18 protein-coding genes and 1 tRNA gene are annotated in these 20517 nt (G+C 37.2%); 11 read left to right on the top strand and 8 right to left on the bottom strand.

Translation table 11 applies throughout. The features are described from left to right. Window positions 1–114: 114 nt before the first annotated feature. The 3 genes from tpiA to H4J75_RS12225 all read left to right on the top strand — a co-directional run bounded on the left by tpiA (window position 115) and on the right by H4J75_RS12225 (window position 1510). Window positions 115–885 carry a triose-phosphate isomerase gene (tpiA, locus tag H4J75_RS12215; RefSeq protein WP_182222272.1) on the top strand — a complete coding sequence of 257 codons (771 nt, stop codon included), beginning with the start codon at window positions 115–117 and terminating at the stop codon, window positions 883–885. 4 nt (window positions 886–889) lie between these two features. After that, complete coding sequence (gene secG / locus H4J75_RS12220) at window positions 890–1285, top strand: preprotein translocase subunit SecG (RefSeq protein ID WP_182222288.1); 396 nt, start codon at window positions 890–892, stop codon at window positions 1283–1285. Window positions 1286–1425: 140 nt separating this feature from the next. Continuing rightward, window positions 1426–1510 (top strand) — tRNA-Leu (locus H4J75_RS12225). A 453-nt stretch (window positions 1511–1963) separates the two neighbouring features. Here the strand turns inward: H4J75_RS12225 and H4J75_RS12230 are convergent. The 3 genes from H4J75_RS12230 to H4J75_RS12240 all read right to left on the bottom strand — a co-directional run bounded on the left by H4J75_RS12230 (window position 1964) and on the right by H4J75_RS12240 (window position 7572). Next, complete coding sequence (locus H4J75_RS12230) at window positions 1964–4126, bottom strand: MtrB/PioB family decaheme-associated outer membrane protein (protein ID WP_182222273.1); 2163 nt, start codon at window positions 4124–4126, stop codon at window positions 1964–1966. Between the two features lie 29 nt (window positions 4127–4155). Next, entirely contained in the window at window positions 4156–5187 is a 1032-nt protein-coding gene (locus H4J75_RS12235; RefSeq protein ID WP_182222274.1) for a DmsE family decaheme c-type cytochrome, read from the bottom strand. 117 nt (window positions 5188–5304) lie between these two features. After that, window positions 5305–7572: an OmcA/MtrC family decaheme c-type cytochrome gene (locus tag H4J75_RS12240; protein WP_182231405.1), complete on the bottom strand. Its 2268-nt coding sequence runs from the start codon at window positions 7570–7572 to the stop codon at window positions 5305–5307. A gap of 278 nt (window positions 7573–7850) precedes the next feature. Between H4J75_RS12240 and H4J75_RS12245 the strand changes: the two genes are divergently transcribed. Continuing rightward, window positions 7851–8456 carry a c-type cytochrome gene (locus H4J75_RS12245; protein WP_182222276.1) on the top strand — a complete coding sequence of 202 codons (606 nt, stop codon included), beginning with the start codon at window positions 7851–7853 and terminating at the stop codon, window positions 8454–8456. Between the two features lie 12 nt (window positions 8457–8468). Next, on the top strand, window positions 8469–9038 hold the full coding sequence (locus H4J75_RS12250; RefSeq protein WP_083277861.1) for a NapC/NirT family cytochrome c: 570 nt from the start codon (window positions 8469–8471) through the stop codon (window positions 9036–9038). 30 nt (window positions 9039–9068) lie between these two features. Here the strand turns inward: H4J75_RS12250 and H4J75_RS12255 are convergent, their stop codons facing one another. The 5 genes from H4J75_RS12255 to H4J75_RS12275 form a co-directional block, all read right to left on the bottom strand. Continuing rightward, window positions 9069–9845 (bottom strand): fumarate reductase iron-sulfur subunit, encoded by a 777-nt coding sequence (locus H4J75_RS12255; RefSeq protein ID WP_404842714.1) that lies wholly within the window; start codon window positions 9843–9845, stop codon window positions 9069–9071. Continuing rightward, entirely contained in the window at window positions 9842–11869 is a 2028-nt protein-coding gene (locus tag H4J75_RS12260; RefSeq protein ID WP_182222277.1) for a fumarate reductase flavoprotein subunit, read from the bottom strand. The genes H4J75_RS12255 and H4J75_RS12260 overlap by 4 nt, the downstream gene beginning before the upstream one ends. A gap of 2 nt (window positions 11870–11871) precedes the next feature. Continuing rightward, window positions 11872–12618, bottom strand: a complete 747-nt coding sequence (locus H4J75_RS12265; RefSeq protein WP_182222278.1) for a fumarate reductase cytochrome b subunit — start codon at window positions 12616–12618, stop codon at window positions 11872–11874. A gap of 62 nt (window positions 12619–12680) precedes the next feature. After that, a complete protein-coding gene (locus tag H4J75_RS12270) occupies window positions 12681–15029 on the bottom strand; it encodes a TonB-dependent receptor (protein WP_182222279.1) in 2349 nt (782 codons plus the stop codon). 55 nt (window positions 15030–15084) lie between these two features. Next, complete coding sequence (locus tag H4J75_RS12275; protein WP_182222280.1) at window positions 15085–16074, bottom strand: prenyltransferase; 990 nt, start codon at window positions 16072–16074, stop codon at window positions 15085–15087. Window positions 16075–16883: 809 nt separating this feature from the next. Here H4J75_RS12275 and H4J75_RS12280 point away from each other — a divergent pair. The 6 genes from H4J75_RS12280 to H4J75_RS12305 all read left to right on the top strand — a co-directional run. Next, window positions 16884–17201, top strand: coding sequence for a VF530 family DNA-binding protein (locus tag H4J75_RS12280; protein WP_182215849.1), 318 nt, complete (start codon window positions 16884–16886; stop codon window positions 17199–17201). A 259-nt stretch (window positions 17202–17460) separates the two neighbouring features. Further along, window positions 17461–18159, top strand: a complete 699-nt coding sequence (locus tag H4J75_RS12285; RefSeq protein WP_182222281.1) for a HupE/UreJ family protein — start codon at window positions 17461–17463, stop codon at window positions 18157–18159. 50 nt (window positions 18160–18209) lie between these two features. After that, the gene (locus tag H4J75_RS12290) at window positions 18210–18761 is read left to right on the top strand and encodes a hypothetical protein (RefSeq protein ID WP_182222282.1); all 552 of its coding nucleotides are present in this window, start codon (window positions 18210–18212) and stop codon (window positions 18759–18761) included. A 63-nt stretch (window positions 18762–18824) separates the two neighbouring features. Then, a complete protein-coding gene (locus tag H4J75_RS12295; RefSeq protein WP_182222283.1) occupies window positions 18825–19157 on the top strand; it encodes a DUF6488 family protein in 333 nt (110 codons plus the stop codon). A gap of 440 nt (window positions 19158–19597) precedes the next feature. After that, window positions 19598–19777 carry a hypothetical protein gene (locus H4J75_RS12300; protein ID WP_182215865.1) on the top strand — a complete coding sequence of 60 codons (180 nt, stop codon included), beginning with the start codon at window positions 19598–19600 and terminating at the stop codon, window positions 19775–19777. 455 nt (window positions 19778–20232) lie between these two features. Continuing rightward, window positions 20233–20517 (top strand): hypothetical protein (locus H4J75_RS12305; protein ID WP_182222284.1); only part of this gene is annotated, 285 nt, incomplete at its 3' end.

The following is a 20517-nucleotide window of genomic DNA, read 5'->3' on the forward strand; positions in this document are numbered from 1 at the left end:
CAAAATAGACGTCAGACGGTTGAATAATAAGCAAATGAACAAGATATTAAGTTAAACACTTGTATCTTGTTCGTAGGTTAGTTAATATCTCGCCGCTTTAATTAGGAAAGATAAATGAAAAGACAAGCAATAGTAGCCGCAAACTGGAAAATGAATGGAAGTTTGTCGCTGATAAAAGAAATGATTTCAGGATTAAATAGTGTAAAGCTAGCTGAAAATGTCGACGTTGTTGTTTGTCCTCCTGCTCCTTTTCTATCAGCATTTACAATAAGTGCTAAAAGTGACAATTTACAAGCAAACATCCATTTAGGTGCGCAAAATGTAAGCGAGCATCAAAGTGGAGCATATACTGGTGAAATATCCACTGATATGCTCAAGGAAGTTTCTGTAAATTATGTTATTGTAGGGCACTCTGAACGAAGATGCATTTACAAAGAAACAAGCACACAAGTTGCTCATAAAGTTAAAGCAACATTGAATGCTGGTTTAACACCTATATTGTGTATTGGTGAAAGTGAAGATGAACGAACTGCTGAACAAACTGAGACAGTACTCGCTTCACAATTACAGCCAGTGATTGACGAAATAGGTATAGAAAAATTTACAGATGTTGTTATTGCTTACGAGCCTGTTTGGGCTATTGGTACTGGCAAAACAGCATCTCCAGAAATGGCACAAGCAACACACTTATTTATTCGTCAATTTTTAGCTAATGCTGATGATACTATCGCGAATAAAGTGCCATTATTATACGGTGGTAGCGTAAATGCTGCTAACTGTGAAGAATTATTTGCACAAACTGATATTGACGGTGGTCTTATTGGTGGTGCTAGTTTAAAAGTCGACGAATTCAAAATAATTTGCTCGTCAGCCAAAGGATCTTAAAATGTTGTATCAATCGTTAATTATTGCTTATTTAATTGTTTCAATTTGTTTAATTGGTTTAGTTTTAATCCAACAAGGTAAAGGCGCAGATATGGGCGCATCTTTTGGTGCCGGCTCTTCAGCAACAATATTTGGTTCAAGTGGCTCAGGTAACTTTTTAACTAAAGCGACTACATGGTTAGCTATCGCGTTCTTTGTTATCAGCTTAGTGTTAGGTAACTTAACGGCAAATAGAATTAAATCTACCGATGAGTGGAACAACTTAAACACTCCTGTAGAGCAAACTATACCAGGCGATTCATCAATCCCTAGCGAAAGTGTAGAGCCAGTTCAGTCATCAGAGAATAGCGATATTCCTGCAGCGACTAAAAAAGCGAGTGATAACGACATTCCAAAGTAAAGTTTTAAAAATGCAGATGTGGCGGAATTTGTAGACGCGCCACACTTGATGGGACTACTAGTCTAAAAGTTAAGTAGGCTTATTTACCTCAAAATGAGCAAGTTAACTTAGTAAAAAAGATAGTATAAATTTAGTATTGCGCGGTTGTGGCGGAATTGGTAGACGCGCCAGCTTGAGGGGCTGGTGACTTAGGTCGTGGGGGTTCAAGTCCCCCCAACCGCACCACTAAATTTATATATACAGATACCTAAAGGCCAATTCGTGATGAATTGGCCTTTTTTCGTTTAGTTACTAATTGGTTGCTAATTATTCCTGGCAGGTTGGAAAACTAAGTGGTTATTTTCCTGACATTGATCTTATGCTCGTATTGATGTTTGATAAAATTTATATTTTTAATCTGATATGCCACTCAATTGATCGACTTTCAAATGCCAACCAAACCATCAAATCAATACACTTAATCTTAATAATGCATTGTGATTCTAAATGTTCGAGAAGTATCTAAAGATCGTTGTTTAGAGTGTTCTGATGGGTAAGTACTTATTTAGCTGTTTATACTATTAAGAATGCTAACTTGTGCGGAAAGCGTAATGCTGAGTTACTTGCAGAAGTAAGCTAAATGCTCTTGCCCTGGTCAATTATCTTTTAAAAATAAATAATGTGGTTATGTGGTTAAAGTTAAAACTGATAAGTCACTCCCGCGGTTAGTCTGTAAGCATCGTAGTGATAGTTAGATAAACCATTGCCAAGCACGTTAATTATGCGATCTATATCATATTCAGAACGCCAATCGTTTTCGCTAAATTTTTGATATAACAAACCTAAGTGCAAATCAACTTGTTCAGAATAATCATAGTCTGCATATATATTGAGATGATGAGAATTGATCACCAGTTCTTTGTGATTGTCACTGGAATTTAGTGACAATGAATTAACTTGTGTAATGCCACTTGCATATGAATAGGTGTAATCTGCCGCTAACGTTAATTTACCATCAGCCAACTTTTCTGCTGCTAGATTTATTCCTACACTGTCAGACTTATCATCTTGGTTACTTAACCAGTCGACACCATTGTGCAAGTAACTACCTTGGCTGATATTTTCTTGCCATTGGTTATGAGCATAAACAGCTAATGAAACATGTTTTGATAATTGTGTGCTAACAGAAAGATCAACACCATTACGTTTACTTTCTATCAATCCAATATCAGTATGTTGATATTGGTCACGAGAGAAATAGACTTCAATAGCAACTTCGGTGTTCATTAAAATACTGTTTAAGCTACTGCTAAAAGGATTTAAAGACAAGTGTCCTTTGGCTTGTTCTCTTTGACGATCCGCTTGGTAATATTTTTGCACTTTCATTTGTATTGGCAGTGTACTGTCAATAGGTGATGTTTTATCTATACGATTATAACTACTGCCATCACGAAATTGCTTGGATAGCTCAACATATACTTTATTAAAAGGAGCAAAATGGGTTGAAACTTTGAACCAGAATTTTTCATTTTCGGTATTTTTTCTATCTTGAAAATCACGCTCTTGTTGTTTTAATTGCCAGCCCATTGATAAATGCGATTGAATGGCAAAACGATATTGCGCTTCCAATGTGAGTTTTTCTTTTTTAAAACTATAGGGATTATTAGTAATCAAACCCGGTAAAATAGCACTGTCTGTTAATATGTGTTGATACGAATTACGTTGCGTTTTGTTATCACGATCTTGAAAATGATAGTTAGCCGTTAAACGCCACTTGTTATCGGTTCTGTATAACGCTTTTAAATGTGTTGAAAAAGTATTTATTTGACCATCTAAATGAGTGGTAGGTAAGCTATCTGCTTCCAGTAGATTATTTGAACTATAGGATAAAAAATCATCTGTTTGTGATAGTTGTCCATAAATCAATCGAGCTTGAAGGGTGAAATTATTATCGCGATAATTGCCAAAAATACTGATCTGATCAAATTCATTATCTGGTGAGCTAGATAACTGTCCATTATTGGCACCACCAAATACAACCGCATAAGGGCTATTCCAATTCACTACGGATCGTTTATTGCTAAAGTCGCTGTGATAATAATTAACTAATAAAGTAACATCGTCATATTGATAATAACTGCCTGCATCCAGTTGACTATGCTGCTGGTTAATTCCTTCAGGTAATATAACGGTTTTGGTGAGAATGTTGCCACTGGTGGTGCGTAAACCTTGTTTATCTTGGTATTGATAATCAATGTAACCTTGCCAGTTATTCGTGAAGTTAGTTTCTGCTGCCAACTGCCAGTTTTGTCTTTCTATTTTTTGGTCAAATTCTGAAAATTGCTGATTAGACATTTCAGCGGTTGTTGCTACTCGCTGCCAGTCACTGGGCAGAAGCAATGAGGCATTACCAGCATTAGTAAAAGGGGTTAATCCCTGAGCATGACCAAACTGATTAAGTGTCTGGTAATTTAACGAAATTTTATAGCTATTTAATTTAGTAGCCGATAAATGAGCATAACTATTATCTTTGCCTAAACCTTTGGCTTGAACTTGATAATGTGTATCTTGTGACCTTTGCGATAGTTCAGCGTCAAGGTGAGCATAAGTGCCATCTTTTTGTTCTTCCGTTATTGTAGAAAAATGCCCATTATCTTCAGAATTATTCGACAAATTAACGCTGATTTTTGCTACGGATTTCGTATTGTCGGGGCAATATTTACAGAGCCATTTTTCTTTTTCGACTTTTTGGGTATTAGCATCTTGTAAACGAAATCCATCTGCCAAACTAGTTGCAGAAAAACAAACAAAAATAGCAAGCGTGATGCTATTAAGGAGTGGTTTATAGGTGGTGGTGTTCATTGGTATTCTCCTTAACATTAATTTTAGCACTAGCGTTGAAAAGTATGACCAGCAGGGTGATTACTGCCGTGAATTAAGCTGTGACAATTCATACAATTTTGTCCAAGAGCAAACGTACTTTGGGTATTTTCAACAAACTGACTACCCGCAATCGCCGTTGAAGGGTGATCTGTTGGTGTATGACAATCTTGGCATATTTGTGGCGTACGTTGTTTAAGCATATTTGCATTAATAGATCCGTGGGAGTCATGGCAGACACTACAATCTTCGGCAACAGGGGCATGTTCCCAAAGCAATGGTCCACGTTTTTCACTATGACACTGATAACAGGTTTGATTAATTGAAGGCCGTTGTAATTCATGCTCAGAAAAAGAACCGTGTGGGTTATGACAATCGGAGCAAGCCATTTGTCCCCATTTTAACGGATGACTAGAACGTTTGTTGATGGCATGCAATTGCTCTTTGTGACAACTACCACATAATTTATTTTGTTGTTGCTTAAACAAAATAGGATCTTGCCCTTCATGAACTTGATGACAAGACGCACAGGGGACTTGTTCACTTTGATGTGAACTACCTTGCCATGAAATACGTTGTCTATCTTCATGACAACTCATGCAAACACTGTTCTGTTTATCGGCATCAACAAGAGAGTGGATACCGAATGTAATAACAGGCTCTCTAAGTTTGCCTTTTTTTACTCTTGCTGTGTGTTTGCCTGCAGGACCATGGCAGCTTTCACATTGTAACTGTGAAAATGGCGAATTTTTAACATCTTGACGGCCGTGAACATTATTAAAAATACCCATGGCATTACTGTCAGAGTCTCCGTCATGACATTTAAGGCAACTGTCAGCACCTTTTTTAGAATATTTGCCTTGTTTAAACTTTTTAACGAGTAAAATGTCAAGTTGATCAGCGGTTAAAGGCTGGGCTGATGTTACCGTTTTTTCTGCTTTATTTTTTTCGGGAGAATTGGGTTTGTTTTCGGCAAAAGTCGTTGATGACATGAGAGGGATAAAGAGTAAGACCGAAAAAAAGGTTTTAAGAATATCTCGCATTGAATTTCACTCTTATTTATTGTTATTATTTTGTTATTTATTTTTAATAAACCAAGAGCAATTCGCCCTTGGGTTTATTGGTTATAACTTAAATAGCCTTGCGACTATAGTGATAAGTTATTTTATTTCATGTACTTTGTCGACACCAAATTCTGCACCAATAGCGTGACACACTGCACATGACTCAACTTTATTAGCCTCATCAAATGCTGCTGCACCAAATATCCCGCCATTTTGTATCATATGATCTATAAGGGCTTGTCCCTTAGTATCAATGCTACCTTTAGCTGGATCTATTAACCCTGGTAAGCTTGGATCAATTAAACCTAATTTAACATTAAGATGGCAACTTCCACAGACAACCGCAGTTGGACTTATATAAACATTATCACTTGCACCACTAGCAATAGAAGCACGAGTATTTTGTTGTATTGGCAAGTTGAATTGATCATTTGTATGACATTGCCCACAATTGTCGATATTTCCAGGGAAGTGATCTATTTGTTCTGGGTTAGAGTCATCAAGTGCATTTTTATCTAAACCAGAATGTAAGCGATGGACATGACGTTTTAAGTCACCTAAACCTCTATAACCAGTTCGTGTAGCATTATGACAGGTTTTACATTGTGTTAAGTCAGTAGAGCCGTGGTGGAATTTATTGTCGGCATGACAGCTTTGACAAGCAGTTATATCTGCGCCAATTTTATCGTAACCTTCAGTGGTGATAGTTCCATCACCTTTGAAGAATACAATTGAAGGTGTTGACTCTATTTGAGCAACCTTCATAGTATTTGTTTCAGGAGAGTCACAACGAACAATCGCACCGTCTTTTTCATTCATACACACTAAAACATCTACTGGTGTTACCGTCACAACGTCTGTTGCGGTAATACCTGCTAAAAGCCCCGCAGCTGTACAAGTAAACAAACCGGCTCCGTCAGCTATACAGTCATTAAAAACTACTTCTTGGTGATTGAGTTGATAACCCGTGCCGTTGTCCCAGTTAATCGCAATAGCGCCATTGTCAGTACCATGACCATACTTACCAAATTTAGCACCTTGTGCCGTATCTACATCACTAATATCGCGTAGCGCCGTAACAGGTTCACCTTCTAAAGTAATCATGACATCGACTTCAATATTACCGGTTGCAAGGTCAATTCGAGTCGCTTTCGCTTGTGTTACAATCGCTGTACGTGCGATATCAACATTTGACATTACATCAGTATGATTCTTCTCTACAGATGAGAAACCAGAAGTACCATGACAAGTTTGACATAAACTATTGTCTGCTTGAGCTCCTGCAAGATGACCTACGCCCGTTGCAAAATTAACATCGTCATGACATGAACCACATGCTTCAATAGACGGCTGAGATTTAAAGTTTATGGCGTCAGGTGTTTCAGCGCTGGTATCATCATGGCAATTCGTACAATTACGAATATCTTGTGGAAGATGCGTACCAGAGTAATCATGCTTACTATCACGGTAACCCCATATAGCATATTCACCACCATTGACAACAGAGGGAAGGTTAGCACCACGGTGAATTTTGTGTACCATCACTTTAAAGTCAACACTCTCACCACTGTTTGCGTCAACACTACCTGGATTATGACAAGTAACACAATAAGCCGTATCTACACGACCACCACCATGAAGCGCTAACTCGCCATGACAAGCATTACAGGTACCTTCAACTACCATTTTACGATTAGCAATATTCGTTGTTGCCCCTGTAGAAGGTTGCCAATCGAACGAGCGATTCATTGTAGGAAAACCACTGCCACTTATTTGAAAAGCAATTCTATGGGTATAATCGGCATTGTAAGTTACGGCAACAGGAGAGGTTACATTCATTACATTGGTTGCTAAAGTATAACTATAAGTGCCGTCATTATTATTGGTAAAAATGCCACCGTCATCATTGGCTTTTTCAGAAGTTGCTTGCTCTGCATCTTCTGTTCCTGGGCCGTTACTAGGATCTGTTGGCGCGCTTTCGATTGTATTAATATAGCTTTGCCATTTTGAAGGCTCACCTGTAACAGCATCAATAGGCGTTAATTGTACTAAGGTAAAGCGTACTTGGCTGCTTTTAAGCGCACTATAACCAACCCCTACATCATCTTCGATTGTAAATTCAACGGTTAATGCACCATCTGTAGCAATAGTTGCATTAGTAATTGCAGAGTCCATCACCGCTGTTTGTCTTGATGTTGTCGGTGGTGCTGCCGTACCATCAGCTCCAGTATCACCAACAGGTCCTTCAGAACCTGTTGCTCCCGTAGGTCCCGTATCACCACCACAACCAGAAAGTGCAAGTACACTAACAAGTGCAAAACTGGTTAAAAGTTGTTTCAGGTTACATTTATTATTGTTTTCCATCATAAGCTCCATTAGTAATTGAGAGTCATAGTGTTTAAATTTTCAAATAGCTATTTTCCAATAAGGGTTGTAATTTCTTTTTTATTATTATCGGAGTGTTAACGATATTTAAATATGATCTATGTCAAGGGAATCTCATTACTCAAATGTTAACTCTTGATAAACATCTAATTTCACTTTATGTTTGGGATAAAATGGTAAAGTTATTTATAGATACTAGTATATATTGAATAAGTAGCTTGATTTTTAACTAATTAATACCTTTTGGAGTAAAAAACATGATCAAGATCAAACTTTATATATTTCTTCTTATCTTTGCTTCTGCTATTACAATAGCAGCCTCGATAGAAGATACTATTATTATGTGCAATGACTGTCATGGCGCAAAAGGAATCAGTAGCGATTCAGATATTCCAAGTATTGGTGGTTATTCTGAAGCAACAATTTCCGCGATGTTTGATGTCTATCTTGATGAAGGCCGAATTGCACGTAAAAGTAAATTCAGACATGGTGATACCCAACGCCCAGAAACTGATATGTTGTTAATTGCTAGAGAACTTTCAGAAGAAGATATTGAGGTACTAGCAACCTATTATTCTGAACAAACGTTTATTCCCGCAAAACAAAACTTTGATATTGCCTTAGCAAAAACAGGTGAAAAGCTTCATGAAGACAGATGTACAAAATGTCATGAGGATGGAGGTACTTCAGCTGATGACGACTCAGGTATTTTAGCTGGGCAATGGAAGCCATTTTTAGCGCAATCCTTTAAAGATTACCGAGCAGGTAAGCGTAAAACAGAAGAGGGAATGCTGAAAAAAATCAATCAATTATCAGAGGAACAAATTAACGCACTGTTACATTATTATGCAAGTCAGCAGTAGTAGGTATTAATTATGAAACCATCTTGGAAAGAAAAGTTGTGGAACGCTCCTAAGGCTTGGTATTATTTTGGTATTCCTTTAGGCGGATTAGTTTTTTTTATCATTGGTGTTATGTTCTTGGCCGGATTTAATGCGTCTTTAACTGCAACCAGCACAGAAGAGTTTTGCGTCTCTTGTCATGGTATGAGTGAACCGTTTAAAGAATACAAAGAAACTCACCATTTCAACTCTCAATCTGGGGTAGTTGCAACGTGTGTAGATTGCCATTTACCAAAAGAGTTTGTCCCCAAAATGATCCGTAAAACCGTTGCAATGCGTGAAGTATGGCACATGATGTTAGGTTCTATTAATACAGCTGAAAAGTTTGAGAAAAAACGTGGGTTTTTAGCTCAGCGTGTTTGGGATGAAATGAAAGAGACGGATTCACGTGAATGCCGTTCATGTCATGATCAAAACCGATGGGATCTTGAAAAACAAAGTAAAAGAGCACGTAAAAAGCATGATATTGAAGATATGAAAAAGAAAGACAAAACTTGTATTGATTGTCATAAAGGTCTTGCACACAAAATGCCTAAAGATTGATTGGGTTTAATTATATAGGACTCCATTACTCTAGCTTTTGACGAATGCCATTTTTCTTCTCATGTATGCTATCTGCCCCGCTAAAGGTAAATTTTTGGGGCAAGTATCTTCACAACCGAGTAATGTCATACAACCAAAAACGCCGCTTTCCGTTCCTATTACTTCATAATAATCAGCGTCAGTACGTGCATCCCTAGGATCAAGTCTATATCTGGCGATCTGATTTAAGCCAACGCCACCAATAAAGTCTTCTCGCATTTGTGCAGTACCGCATGCTGCAATGCAGCAACCACATTCTATGCAACGGTCTAATTTATAGATGTCTTCTGCCAGTTTCGGCTCCATTTTTTCTTCTATCTTACCGAGATCTACTGATGTTTCTTGTAAATGAATCCATGTTTCAAGTCTTTCTGACATGCCGCGCATCCATTGACCAGTGTCGACACTTAAATCGCCAATTAATTTAAAACCCGGTAATGGAGCTAAGTTAATTACATCGGGAAGATCTTTCGTTAACGTTCTACAGGCTAAACTAGGCTGTCCGTTTATTAACATCGCGCAACTTCCACAAATTCCTGCCCTACAAACAAAATCGAATTGTAATGTAGGATCTTGTATTTCTCTTATTTCGTTGAGTGCGATAAATAATGTCATTGAAGGCGCTTCTTCAACGGTATATTTTTGGGTGCGTACCTCGCTATTTTCATCGACAGGATTATGCCTAAAAATATTGAATGTTAATATTCGTGGTGTATCGATTTGAATCACAGGAATATTATTTGAATCTGCGTTATTTGTAGCCATCATTGTTCATCCGATAATCGAGCGTTTTTTCCCCTGAGTTTTTCAGGAAGTAAGTGTTTATAGGGCATCAATTTGGTTTGTAAAATCTCTTTGTCTTGAGCTTCAATGTCTTTGGCTGCAATCCCTTTAGATATACTATCTTTACAGATATTATTTTCTTTTTTGATTTTTTCTACTTCTTCAAGTCTAATAGCCGTATCAGGATGATCAATCCTGTCTTTTGCACCATATCCGCGCCAACTCGGTGGCATTTCCATTGCTTTTATGTTGATTGGCTCATACTGCAATGTTGGAAGTTCATCTTGCTCACAAGGCCATGTTGCTAACGTACGGTTTAACCATCTTTTATCATCTCGTAGAGGAAAATCTTCCCTACTATGGGCTCCTCGACTTTCTTCTCTTTGCAGTGCGCCATAGGTAGTACATAAAGATAGTTTTAACATTTTTTGTACGCGATATGCGGCAACTAGTTCTGGGTTTGTGCCTTTAGCATTTGAATGAACACGAATGTTCTTAGCTCTTATACGTAATGCTTTTAGCTGTTCTATGGCTTCGACAAGCTTAGTTTTATTTCTAAATATCGCGACATTTTTTGTCATGATATTTTGCATTTCACTCATGATTTCAAATGGATTCTCTGTGTTACTTTCTTGATAAAAAGCGGCAAGTTTATTTTTTTCTTTTTCATAAAAATCTGTTATCAGTGCTGTTGATATATTAATATCGCAAGCATTGCTATCTAAAAAGTCAGCCATATACTCGCCTACAATCATACCAGCGACTACCGTTTCAGCGACTGAGTTACCACCTAAGCGATTAAATCCATGCATATCCCAACAAGCAGCTTCACCGCACGAATATAAACCTAAAAGGCTAGGAGATTGTCCTTTGTGGTTTGTTCTAACTCCTCCCATTGAATAATGTTGTGCTGGCCTAACCGGAATAAGGTCTTTCACGGGATCTATACCGAGAAAGTACTGGCAAATTTCTTTTACTTCTCGTAATTTTGTATTGATATGGTGTTCACCAAGTAACCTTATATCAAGCCATAAGTGTTCGCCAAATCTGGATTTTACGCCGTAACCTTTTGCTATATGAGTTTCCATCCAACGAGAAACAACATCACGTGAGGCGAGTTCTTTCTTTTCAGGTTCATAATCAGCCATAAAACGATGTAAATTAACATCTAACAATAAACCGCCGTCACCCCTACAACCTTCCGTGACGAGAATTCCTGCAGGGAATATGGCCGTTGGATGAAATTGTACTGCTTCCATATTTCCAAGTGAAGCAATCCCTGTTTCTAATGCGAGTGCCGCACCTATACCTTCATTAATGACCGCGTTTGTGGAGGAACGGTAGATTCGACCAAACCCACCAGTCGCAATGCAGGTCACCTTGGCAATATAAACAACTAACTCGCCTGAAATAAGATTTCGAGCAATAGCACCAAAACATTGTTTTCCATCATGAATTAATGACAAGGCTTCCATTCTTTCGTGAACAGGAATGTCGTTAGCTATGGCCTGATTACTCATGGTATATAACATTGAGTGACCCGTACCGTCTGCAACATAACAAGTTCGCCACTTTTGTGTGCCACCAAAGTTTCTTGCCGTAATTAGCCCGTGTGCGTTTTCAGGTTCGGTTAAAATCACTTTTTTGCCGTCTATAACACTTTGTTGGTCACCTTTTTCTATTCTATTCCACGGTACACCCCATGCAGCAAGTTCTCTAACTGCTTTTGGGGCAGTATCGACAAACATTCGAACCACTTGTTGATCTGCCCCCCAATCACTGCCTTTAATGGTATCAACAAAATGTAAGTCCTCGTTGTCACCTATCCCTTTTACACTATTTGCTAAACTTGCTTGCATACCGCCTTGTGCGGCAGATGAATGAGATCTTTTAGGAGGTACTAAACTAAGTGAAATAACTTCATGACCTCGTTTCTTCATACCTATTGCGGTTCTTAATCCGGCTAATCCGCCACCTAGAACTAAAGCGTCAGTGTGTATTATTTTCATGATTATTCTGGCAATTTTTTAGAAGGTTGAAGTAACACTTTATTAGCAGGAACATACCTTTCACCAACCTTACCGGCGTGTTCGTAACCAATTTTAATGTAGGCTTGAAGTGTCGTTAAACCCAACATCAGGAAAAATAGAGTGAGTGCCCATTTTAGTCGTTGTAATCGTTTTCTGCCTTTCTTTATATCTTTACCAACAAACCATCCCCATTTCATTGCCAATCGATATAAACCAATACCACCGTGAATTTCAACTACAAATAATAGAATTAAGTATAAGGGCCACATCCGCCCAGACCATACTCTATCAGAAGACGCGTAAGGGCCAATATCTGCTGGGTGTAGCATAAGTTGATACAAGTGAATGCTGGCGAGAAAAAATAATAAAAAACCAGTCAATACCTGGACATACCATAAGAGCGTATCACCATGTTTAAAACGTGCTAAATGAAGATGCAACGCGGTAATTTCTTTTTCTTTGGTTGGAAACTTTCTCAGAGCTAAGGCAGCGTGAATAAAAATAAATGTAAAAATAATCAATGCCACGATAGAAACTAAAATAGGGTAGGGTTCTCCAAGTATAGGTTCTCCTTCAAACATTTTGGATACCCAGTACATAGCGTCGTGACTAATTAAAATGCTAGAGACAAAAAACATATGCGCCCACATAAACAATGCGAGAATTAATCCCGTGGTACTTTGTATTAAATCTAATCTTGCAGGCCATCGGTTAATTTTTGTTATCATTTTAAATTCAGCCTTTATAATTTCTTTAGTAAATACTATTCAGGTTAAATATTTCAGAACAATTAAAACGTATATTTTACAGTAAGTCCAAAGGTTCGTGGACTAACATAGACATTACGTCTTGTGCCAAAAAAACTCTTTTCACCAACAATAATAGCACTATTTTCGCTGGCCAGATTTCGAGCCCATAAAAAGAGACTAACGCCACTCCCTAAGGGCTCTATCCCCACACTTGCGTTAACAATGCCAAAACCCTCTACCTGTCCGATAGCAATAGCGTCACCATTGGCAAGCGTTATTTGAGATAAACCGTCGAGATCGGTATTGTAATCATCTTGATAGTTATAACTTAGTAACAAAGACAATTCTGCGTTAAGCGCTGGTAATAGATAATAATACTGAGCACTTAAATTGAACGTGAAATCTGAAACACCAGATAGCTTTGCGCCAGAGAGGTCTTCCCCGTTACTACCACCACCGGGAAATTTGGCAAATTCAGCATCAAGCAAACCTACTGCTACATTTATCGATAAATCACTTGTCAGTCGATACTGTAAATCAAATTCCAGGCCACGCGTTTCCACCTTTGCGGCATTACGTATACTTAATGCTGTTGTACCTGCGGCAAGGTTTATCAACTGATTGATTTGATAATCATCATATGTCGAATAGAAAGCCGCGCTGCTAAAGGTTACACGTTGATCAAACAGATGCCCCTTAATGCCAATTTCGTAACTCTCAACGGTTTCTTTGTCAAATTCTATCCCAGCGTCAAGTTGTGCCTGTGTTAAAAAATCAACATTGTAACCACCGCTTTTATAACCTGTGGCGTATTTTATGTAAGTATTGATCTGCTCGCCGAGACGATAGTTTAGCGAAACTAAAGGAGAGAAATCATTATCACTTCTTTTATCAACCACTTGACCATTAGCTAATTCAAATATGGGAATAACTGGAATACTGGTGACAGGATCTATGCTCGAAATTGTCCAATCAACATTTTTTTCTTCGCGAGAATAACGAAACCCCAAGTCCAACGTAACGTCATCATTAAATTGATAATTACTGTTAAAAAAAGCCGCGTAACTTGTTGTTTCAACATCGCCTACTGTACTAATGTTGCCAGGATGAAATGCTGCTAACATAAAAATTGAGGTAGGATCGCCTAATGAAGCACCAAATTCAACAGCACTACGTGGAACTCCCGTAAAAAGAGAGAGTGTTTCATCACCCACTGTTGGTAATCTTCTGGTGTGAGCATCTTGTTGATAATAATACAAACCAGCGACATATTGAAAATCGCCTTCTGGAGAAATCAACTGAAGTTCTTGACTCCACTGGTCGTAGTCATCAATGTAATCTAAATAGGAAACTGACTCTGTGGAAAAGTCAAAATCGTTAATATATTGAACATAAACGTCTCTATGCCCAGTAATTGATTTGATGGAATAATTGTTATTTATGTCCCAGTCAATGTTCAGTATTTCTCCCTTAATATCTCTGTTTTCATGAGGGTCCACGTCAAAACTGACCTTATTACGCGCTGATGATTCCGAATTTTTGGCGTTCCCTAACGTGTTGGTAATTGGCTCACCGTCAAATGATAAACGATCTGAATGTAATCTATCAAAAGAAAAGTTCACTTCAATATTGTCAAAAGGTGTTGCTTTTATTTGCCCTCTATACGCGTAACTGTCTTGCTCATTTAACCAATTTCCTGTTGTTACATTCTCGGTAAAGCCTGCTCGTTCATATTGATTAAAACTAAATTTAGTCGCTACATTGTCGCCAATCGGTGCATTGACCATGGCTGTAATCTGCTTTAAATCATAATTACCAACGGAAAAACCAACAGTACTACCGAATTCATCTTCCGGCTTTTGAGAAATTAGATTGATTGACCCCGCGACATTATTTTTGCCAAATAGCGTCCCCTGAGGACCACGAAGAACTTCAATACGCTCAAGATCCAATAAATCTTGATTATGTGCAGGGGACTGTCCGACATAAACACCATCAAGATACAACCCAACTCTGGCATCAAAACCAATATTTCGACTTGATGAGCCGACACCACGGATAGTAATACTGGAAGAAAAGTCATTGGTGGTAGTCATGCTTAAATTGGGCACAAATTCAGCAATTTCATTTAACTGTCGAATACCTGTTTTCACAATTGTTTCACTATTAAAACTTGCGATAGAAATGGGGACTTCCAATATGTTTTCAACACGTTTTTGCGCAGTAACAATGATTACCTCTATGTCTTTGTCGTGCAAACTAGCATCTTGTGCACTTTGCAAAGCTTGTGGCTCGCCCGCCGATACCGTACAGCTTAACGTAGACATTAAAAATAATGATGAATTGAAATTACCTGTAGGCTTTTTAAGCGAAAATTGAACATTGCTCATTTAGCTGATCCTTTATAATACCGTGATTTTTATTGGTGTTTGTAGGGGAATTACGCTAAACGAGAATATTTTCAACGATTAACATTAATAAAAAAAACAAACTAAACCGTCTTGTATATTGAAAAGCATGAGGAGCAAACCATAATGGCCATACTTCTTGGCGAAATCCTTGTGGCATTTCATTAGGGCGTATTTGGTTAAAGACCTTTAATGTTTGTATAAGCGTTGGTAAGGCAAGTAGTAGTAATAAAACGCCTAATCCCAAATACCCATTTATATATAGGTAACCAGCTAAAGCGTATTGGCTTAACATGATGATTTGTGCAACTTTGCGAGATTTTTTTTCTCCCAGTAAAACAGGGAGTGAATAAATGCCTTTGCTTTTATCCATATCTATTTTGTCAATATGCTTACCGAAAATAACCGCCGTTGGTGCTAAGGCATACAATGTACCTATTAGTGCAGATGCAACACTCCATTCGCCGCTCGCGACGAAATATGTCCCGCCAACCATTAATGGTCCCCAAACAAGTAAAACAGACAATTCCCCTAACGCTAGTTTCTTTAAGGGCCAAGTGTAAAACAAAACAAAAAAGGCACCTATGAGCATTAACCATAGCACCTCAATTCCTCGTAAATAGATGATCACAGCACCACAGAATATAGCTAATAAACCTGTAATAATGATATAACTCATCAGTTGTTTTTTTGTCAGCAATTCACCTTCTAATACATGTGTGCCGTATTGAGTGCGAAAATAATTCCCTTTATCTACCCCTCTAACTGAGTCAGTGTAATCGTTGAGTAAATTATTGGTCGCATGGGCAAGCACTAAACCTAATATACATAACATTGACATTCCGACATCAATTGAACCGTGACTTAGTGCGACAAGCACACCAATAATTGCTGAACTAAATGTCATGATGGTCACAGAAAATCGAGAGGCAATTAACCATCTTGTGAACAGACTTAAAGTGTTCCACTGTGCTTTATCAACTTGCGGTACTGTTCTTAATGCTTTAACCCAAATAGCTTCTGACATACTAAACTCTCCTTAAATGTATGATCTTATATTATGCTTTTTTATTTTTTAAAAGGTCGAACACATCAATAAATGGAATGTTTTTGAGCTGATACACCTTTTTATTTATTAATTGCTTTAAATTCTGAAGATAAATTTATTTTTTTAACTCATTAACTAACGAGATTTTTGTTACCATCATAAGATGTTTTTCGGGGAAATATAGAAGAAAAAAAACACTTGAATTAGACATCAACTTGCCGATCATACAGTTGTCATAAATTTTGTTTCTATGGCGGTGTGGGGGCGAAACCGCCATAGATTATTTAATCTAAAAAGTTACAACTGCAAAGAATAATCAAAAGAAAATAACTTAATGGTTAGAAAAGTTATTGATTATCTTGGTTGCTAATACAGATTTAAGCGATTGATGTCAAATGACTGGTACCTATACTATTTTTAAACCAATAGTATAGGTGTTTACTTGTAAGCCTTTGTATATATTGTTTTTACTTCGTTTAGGTGAACATTCTTGAGGGGGTGGTGACTTAGGTCGTGAGAGTTCGAGTCTCTCCATCTGCACCAATACTATAGAAAAGGCTTACAGCAATGTAAGCCTTTTTTATTGCGCTAAATAACTGAATTACTAGACGCGTTAATTTGAAGGAGTGGTGACTTAGGTCGTGAATAATATCTATGTCTGCTGTCTGCTCATTGACAATATTAATTTTTCTATAAAGTTCTTTCTGCACTTTTACCTGAGTTAAACGCATAATTCTGTCAATATTTAGTAAACTTGTTACAATGCTATTTTTAAATTTAAGTAGACTATGAATAAAAGTAATGATCCACTCCACGGCGTGAAACTTGAACAAATCCTAACCGATCTAGAGAAGAAAATTGGTTGGGATAAGATGGGTGAGTTACTTAATATTCGTTGTTTCACCAATAAACCGCGCCTTAAATCAAGTTTGAAATTTCTGCGTACAACCCCTTGGGCACGCAGTAGAGTTGAAATTTTATACTTAAAAACATTTTGTAGTAAGCATAAAGAAACGGGGAAATTAATAAGGGGGATACTCGCCCAAAATACAGCAGTAGCAAAAACGACTTCCAACAAGCCCGCTCCCTTCGTTTGGCCAACATAGAAAAACAAATAGACTTATGCGACTTTAATATATTAACAGCAAAAGATATTAACAGGACACCCAGCCTAGTAATTTTAATAAGATATTATCAAAAGACCTTTTTAATGATAACGACTGACAGTATATTGAAATATCGATGTGATGTTGTTAGATTTGAATTAAATTGAGTGTCTACTTAAGTCATTACTTCCAGCTTTATATCGTTTACTACATTGCCAAGAAATCGCCACTGAAACAACTCATTCAAAGGAAACCGTTAATGTTTAATATTATACAGCGATATAGCTTGTCGAGTTTTATCGCTTTACTAGCCATATGGTTACCGATTGAAGCCTTTGCTCATGGTGTCGATGAAAGCACACGAGCATTTTTACTACAAAACACTGGTGTACAAATTATCCCATTTTTGTATATCGGTGCTAAGCATATGGTGACGGGGTACGATCATTTATTGTTCTTAGTAGGTGTGCTGTTCTTTTTATATAGAAGTCGAGATGTTCTATTGTATGTCAGTATGTTTACGCTAGGGCACAGCTTAACCTTATTGTTTGGCGTGATCAGTGACATACAAGTTAATGCTTATTTGATCGATGCCATTATTGGGCTATCGGTTGTTTATAAGGGCTTTGATAATTTAGGTGGCTTTAATCGACTCTTTGGTAAATCACCCAATGCCAAGCTTGCTGTACTGATTTTTGGTCTTTTTCACGGCTTTGGCTTAGCAACCAAGTTACAAGAGTTTCAACTTCCTGATGACGGCTTAATTACTAATTTAATTGCCTTTAATGTTGGGGTTGAATTAGGACAGTTTACCGCCTTGGCCTTTATTCTTTTAGTGATTAATTTTTGGCGTAAACATAGCAGCTTCACTCGCTTTGCGACAAACACGAATTGTTTGTTGATGAGTGCAGGGTTTATGTTGGTAGGTTTTCAACTGACTGGTTATTTCATTAACTAATTTATTAAATTTTAACTATTAAACTTTACCCTAATTTAAGAGATAAAACGATGCAAAAAAAAACGCCACAAACTATAACTTTAACGAATTCAGCATTGCTCAAATACACACTGTTTAGCTTAGTCTTTGCAGCAATTACACTTTTAACCATTATATTGCCTGCTGAGTATAATATTGATCCCACAGGGATTGGGCATGAACTTGGACTAACCGTTTTTCACAACGTAAAGGCCGAAGCGTCTACTCCACTCTCTTCACGAGAAGCCGCCGAAAAATCAAAAGTTGCTACAGAAACCATTGAAGTAATTGTTCCTGCTGGTCGCGGTGTTGAATACAAATTTATCATGGCGCAATACCAAAAGCTTGAATATGAATGGATAACAGATAGGTCAGCATTGTATTTTGATTTACATGGCGAACCAGAAGGCGACACAACGGGCTATTTTGAAAGTTATGCAATAGCAACACTGGGTGAAATGAAAGGGAGTTTTACGGCACCATTTGCTGGTTCTCATGGTTGGTATTGGAAAAACACCTCTGACTCCCCAGTCACTGTTCAACTTATTGTAAAAGGTGAATACACCGAGCATGGCCTCAAATAATCACCTCAAATAATAAAAAAACAAACATACTTTGAATTTAATTAAAATAATTGGAGTACCAAAATGAAAACTTTAATAGCAGCCTTATTCATTACATTGATATGTAGCACAAGTTCAGCATTCGCGCATACTGAACACGGAAAAATAAGCCCTAAAGTAGCAACACAAATTGCAGCTAAAGCTACCCAAAAACTGACTTTTAAAGATTTAGGTTTCAAGGTTGGAAAATTAGACTCGAGCTGGAAGAGTTTGACCTCAGAAAGTTTCAAACTACATGCGGCAGAAGCTAACCGTTATATTGTTAGTGCTAACAATAAATCAGAAAATAAAACAATTTATTTCCTGATGACAATGTCAGGCGAAGTATTAAAAGTAAATTCTGAAGCGAAGTTTTAATTTAAAAATTAGGGGAATAACATTCTCCTTTTATCTTGGTACTTTTACATGGAATCGCTCGTATTTCTTTTTATATGAATGAAATATAGCGATTATTCGTTAGTTATAACGGAATTTTGCTCTAAAGATGTTGATGGTTATGCTTTGAGACCTTATATAAAATATATCAGTAATACTCCATTATAGTTATGTTTTCAGGTAACGAGACTGATGAGTACTCAGGCCACAATTGAGGTAGCTAAGAGCCGAGAGGATAGTTAAGTAAAAATAAATCTGAGATTGTCTCGACGCAACCAAGGCTTGTTCAATTAGTTTTTTATAGTTATTAATTCTATTGTTCGAGTGGACAAAAACCTCAAAAAGCTTTGCTGATTGTAAAGGGAATGTGGATTTCATTATATTTATTTTTGCTGACAAGGGAGGGATATATTCCGTAGCGTTTGCCTGAAGCATTAAAACCCTACTGGCATCATATTGAACATTTGGAATATGAGAATAATGCCTGTATTCTAAGTTATTCCTTGGCTAATGGTCAAAATAACGGTGGTGCAGAAGAGCTGGTGTTTAACATTAAGATACAAAATGCTCCTAACAAAAGTGTATTTCCTGGTGTAGGTTAAAGTTATTTATGTAACTTAGCCGTAGGTCAGAAAATAGAGACGCTAGGTCCCTTTTAATATTTTCATGCAAAACCATCAAGTAATAAAACGATGATATTAATCGGCGCTGGATCTGGTATGGCACCAATTAAGTCTTTAATTGAAGAACAATTAATTACCCCCTGAAAATGGTAGTTTAATTAAAAGGGACATTTACTTTTTGTGGCATTAGAACTGTGTTATCTGGGGCTACTAAAGATTGGCTGAGCACTAAAGGTTATGTTCAAGAATAACTAATATCAAATATTAACAAAATTTTCCAAATCGAAGGTGTTGAATTTAATTTGTATGGGCCATCAGACATGATGAGCACAACCATTGATTTATTGATAACCCAAAGCATTGATGCAAAAAATATTGCATTTGATGAATTTATACAATAACCCATTAATATTTTATTAACGTAGGAGTAAACCATGAAAACTTTAACAAAATTAGCTTTGGTATTGATACCAACCATTACTTTATCAATGACGGCTACAGCACATGATCCAAAATTACATGCAAAAAAAGCTGAAAAAGCTGATTGTAGCAAAATGGATCACAGCAAGATTGATATGAAGGATCCTGTCGCTATCGCCATGATGAAAAAATGTATGAAGCAGGCAGAGAAGTCCAAAGGTAAATTGAAAGATAAAGAAATTAAAATGGAAAAAAAAGAAATAAAAATGAAAGATAAAGAGATGAAGATGAAGATGAAG

Source organism: Colwellia sp. BRX10-1 (assembly GCF_014077545.1).
In the GTDB taxonomy this organism is placed as follows: Bacteria; Pseudomonadota; Gammaproteobacteria; order Enterobacterales; family Alteromonadaceae; genus Colwellia_A.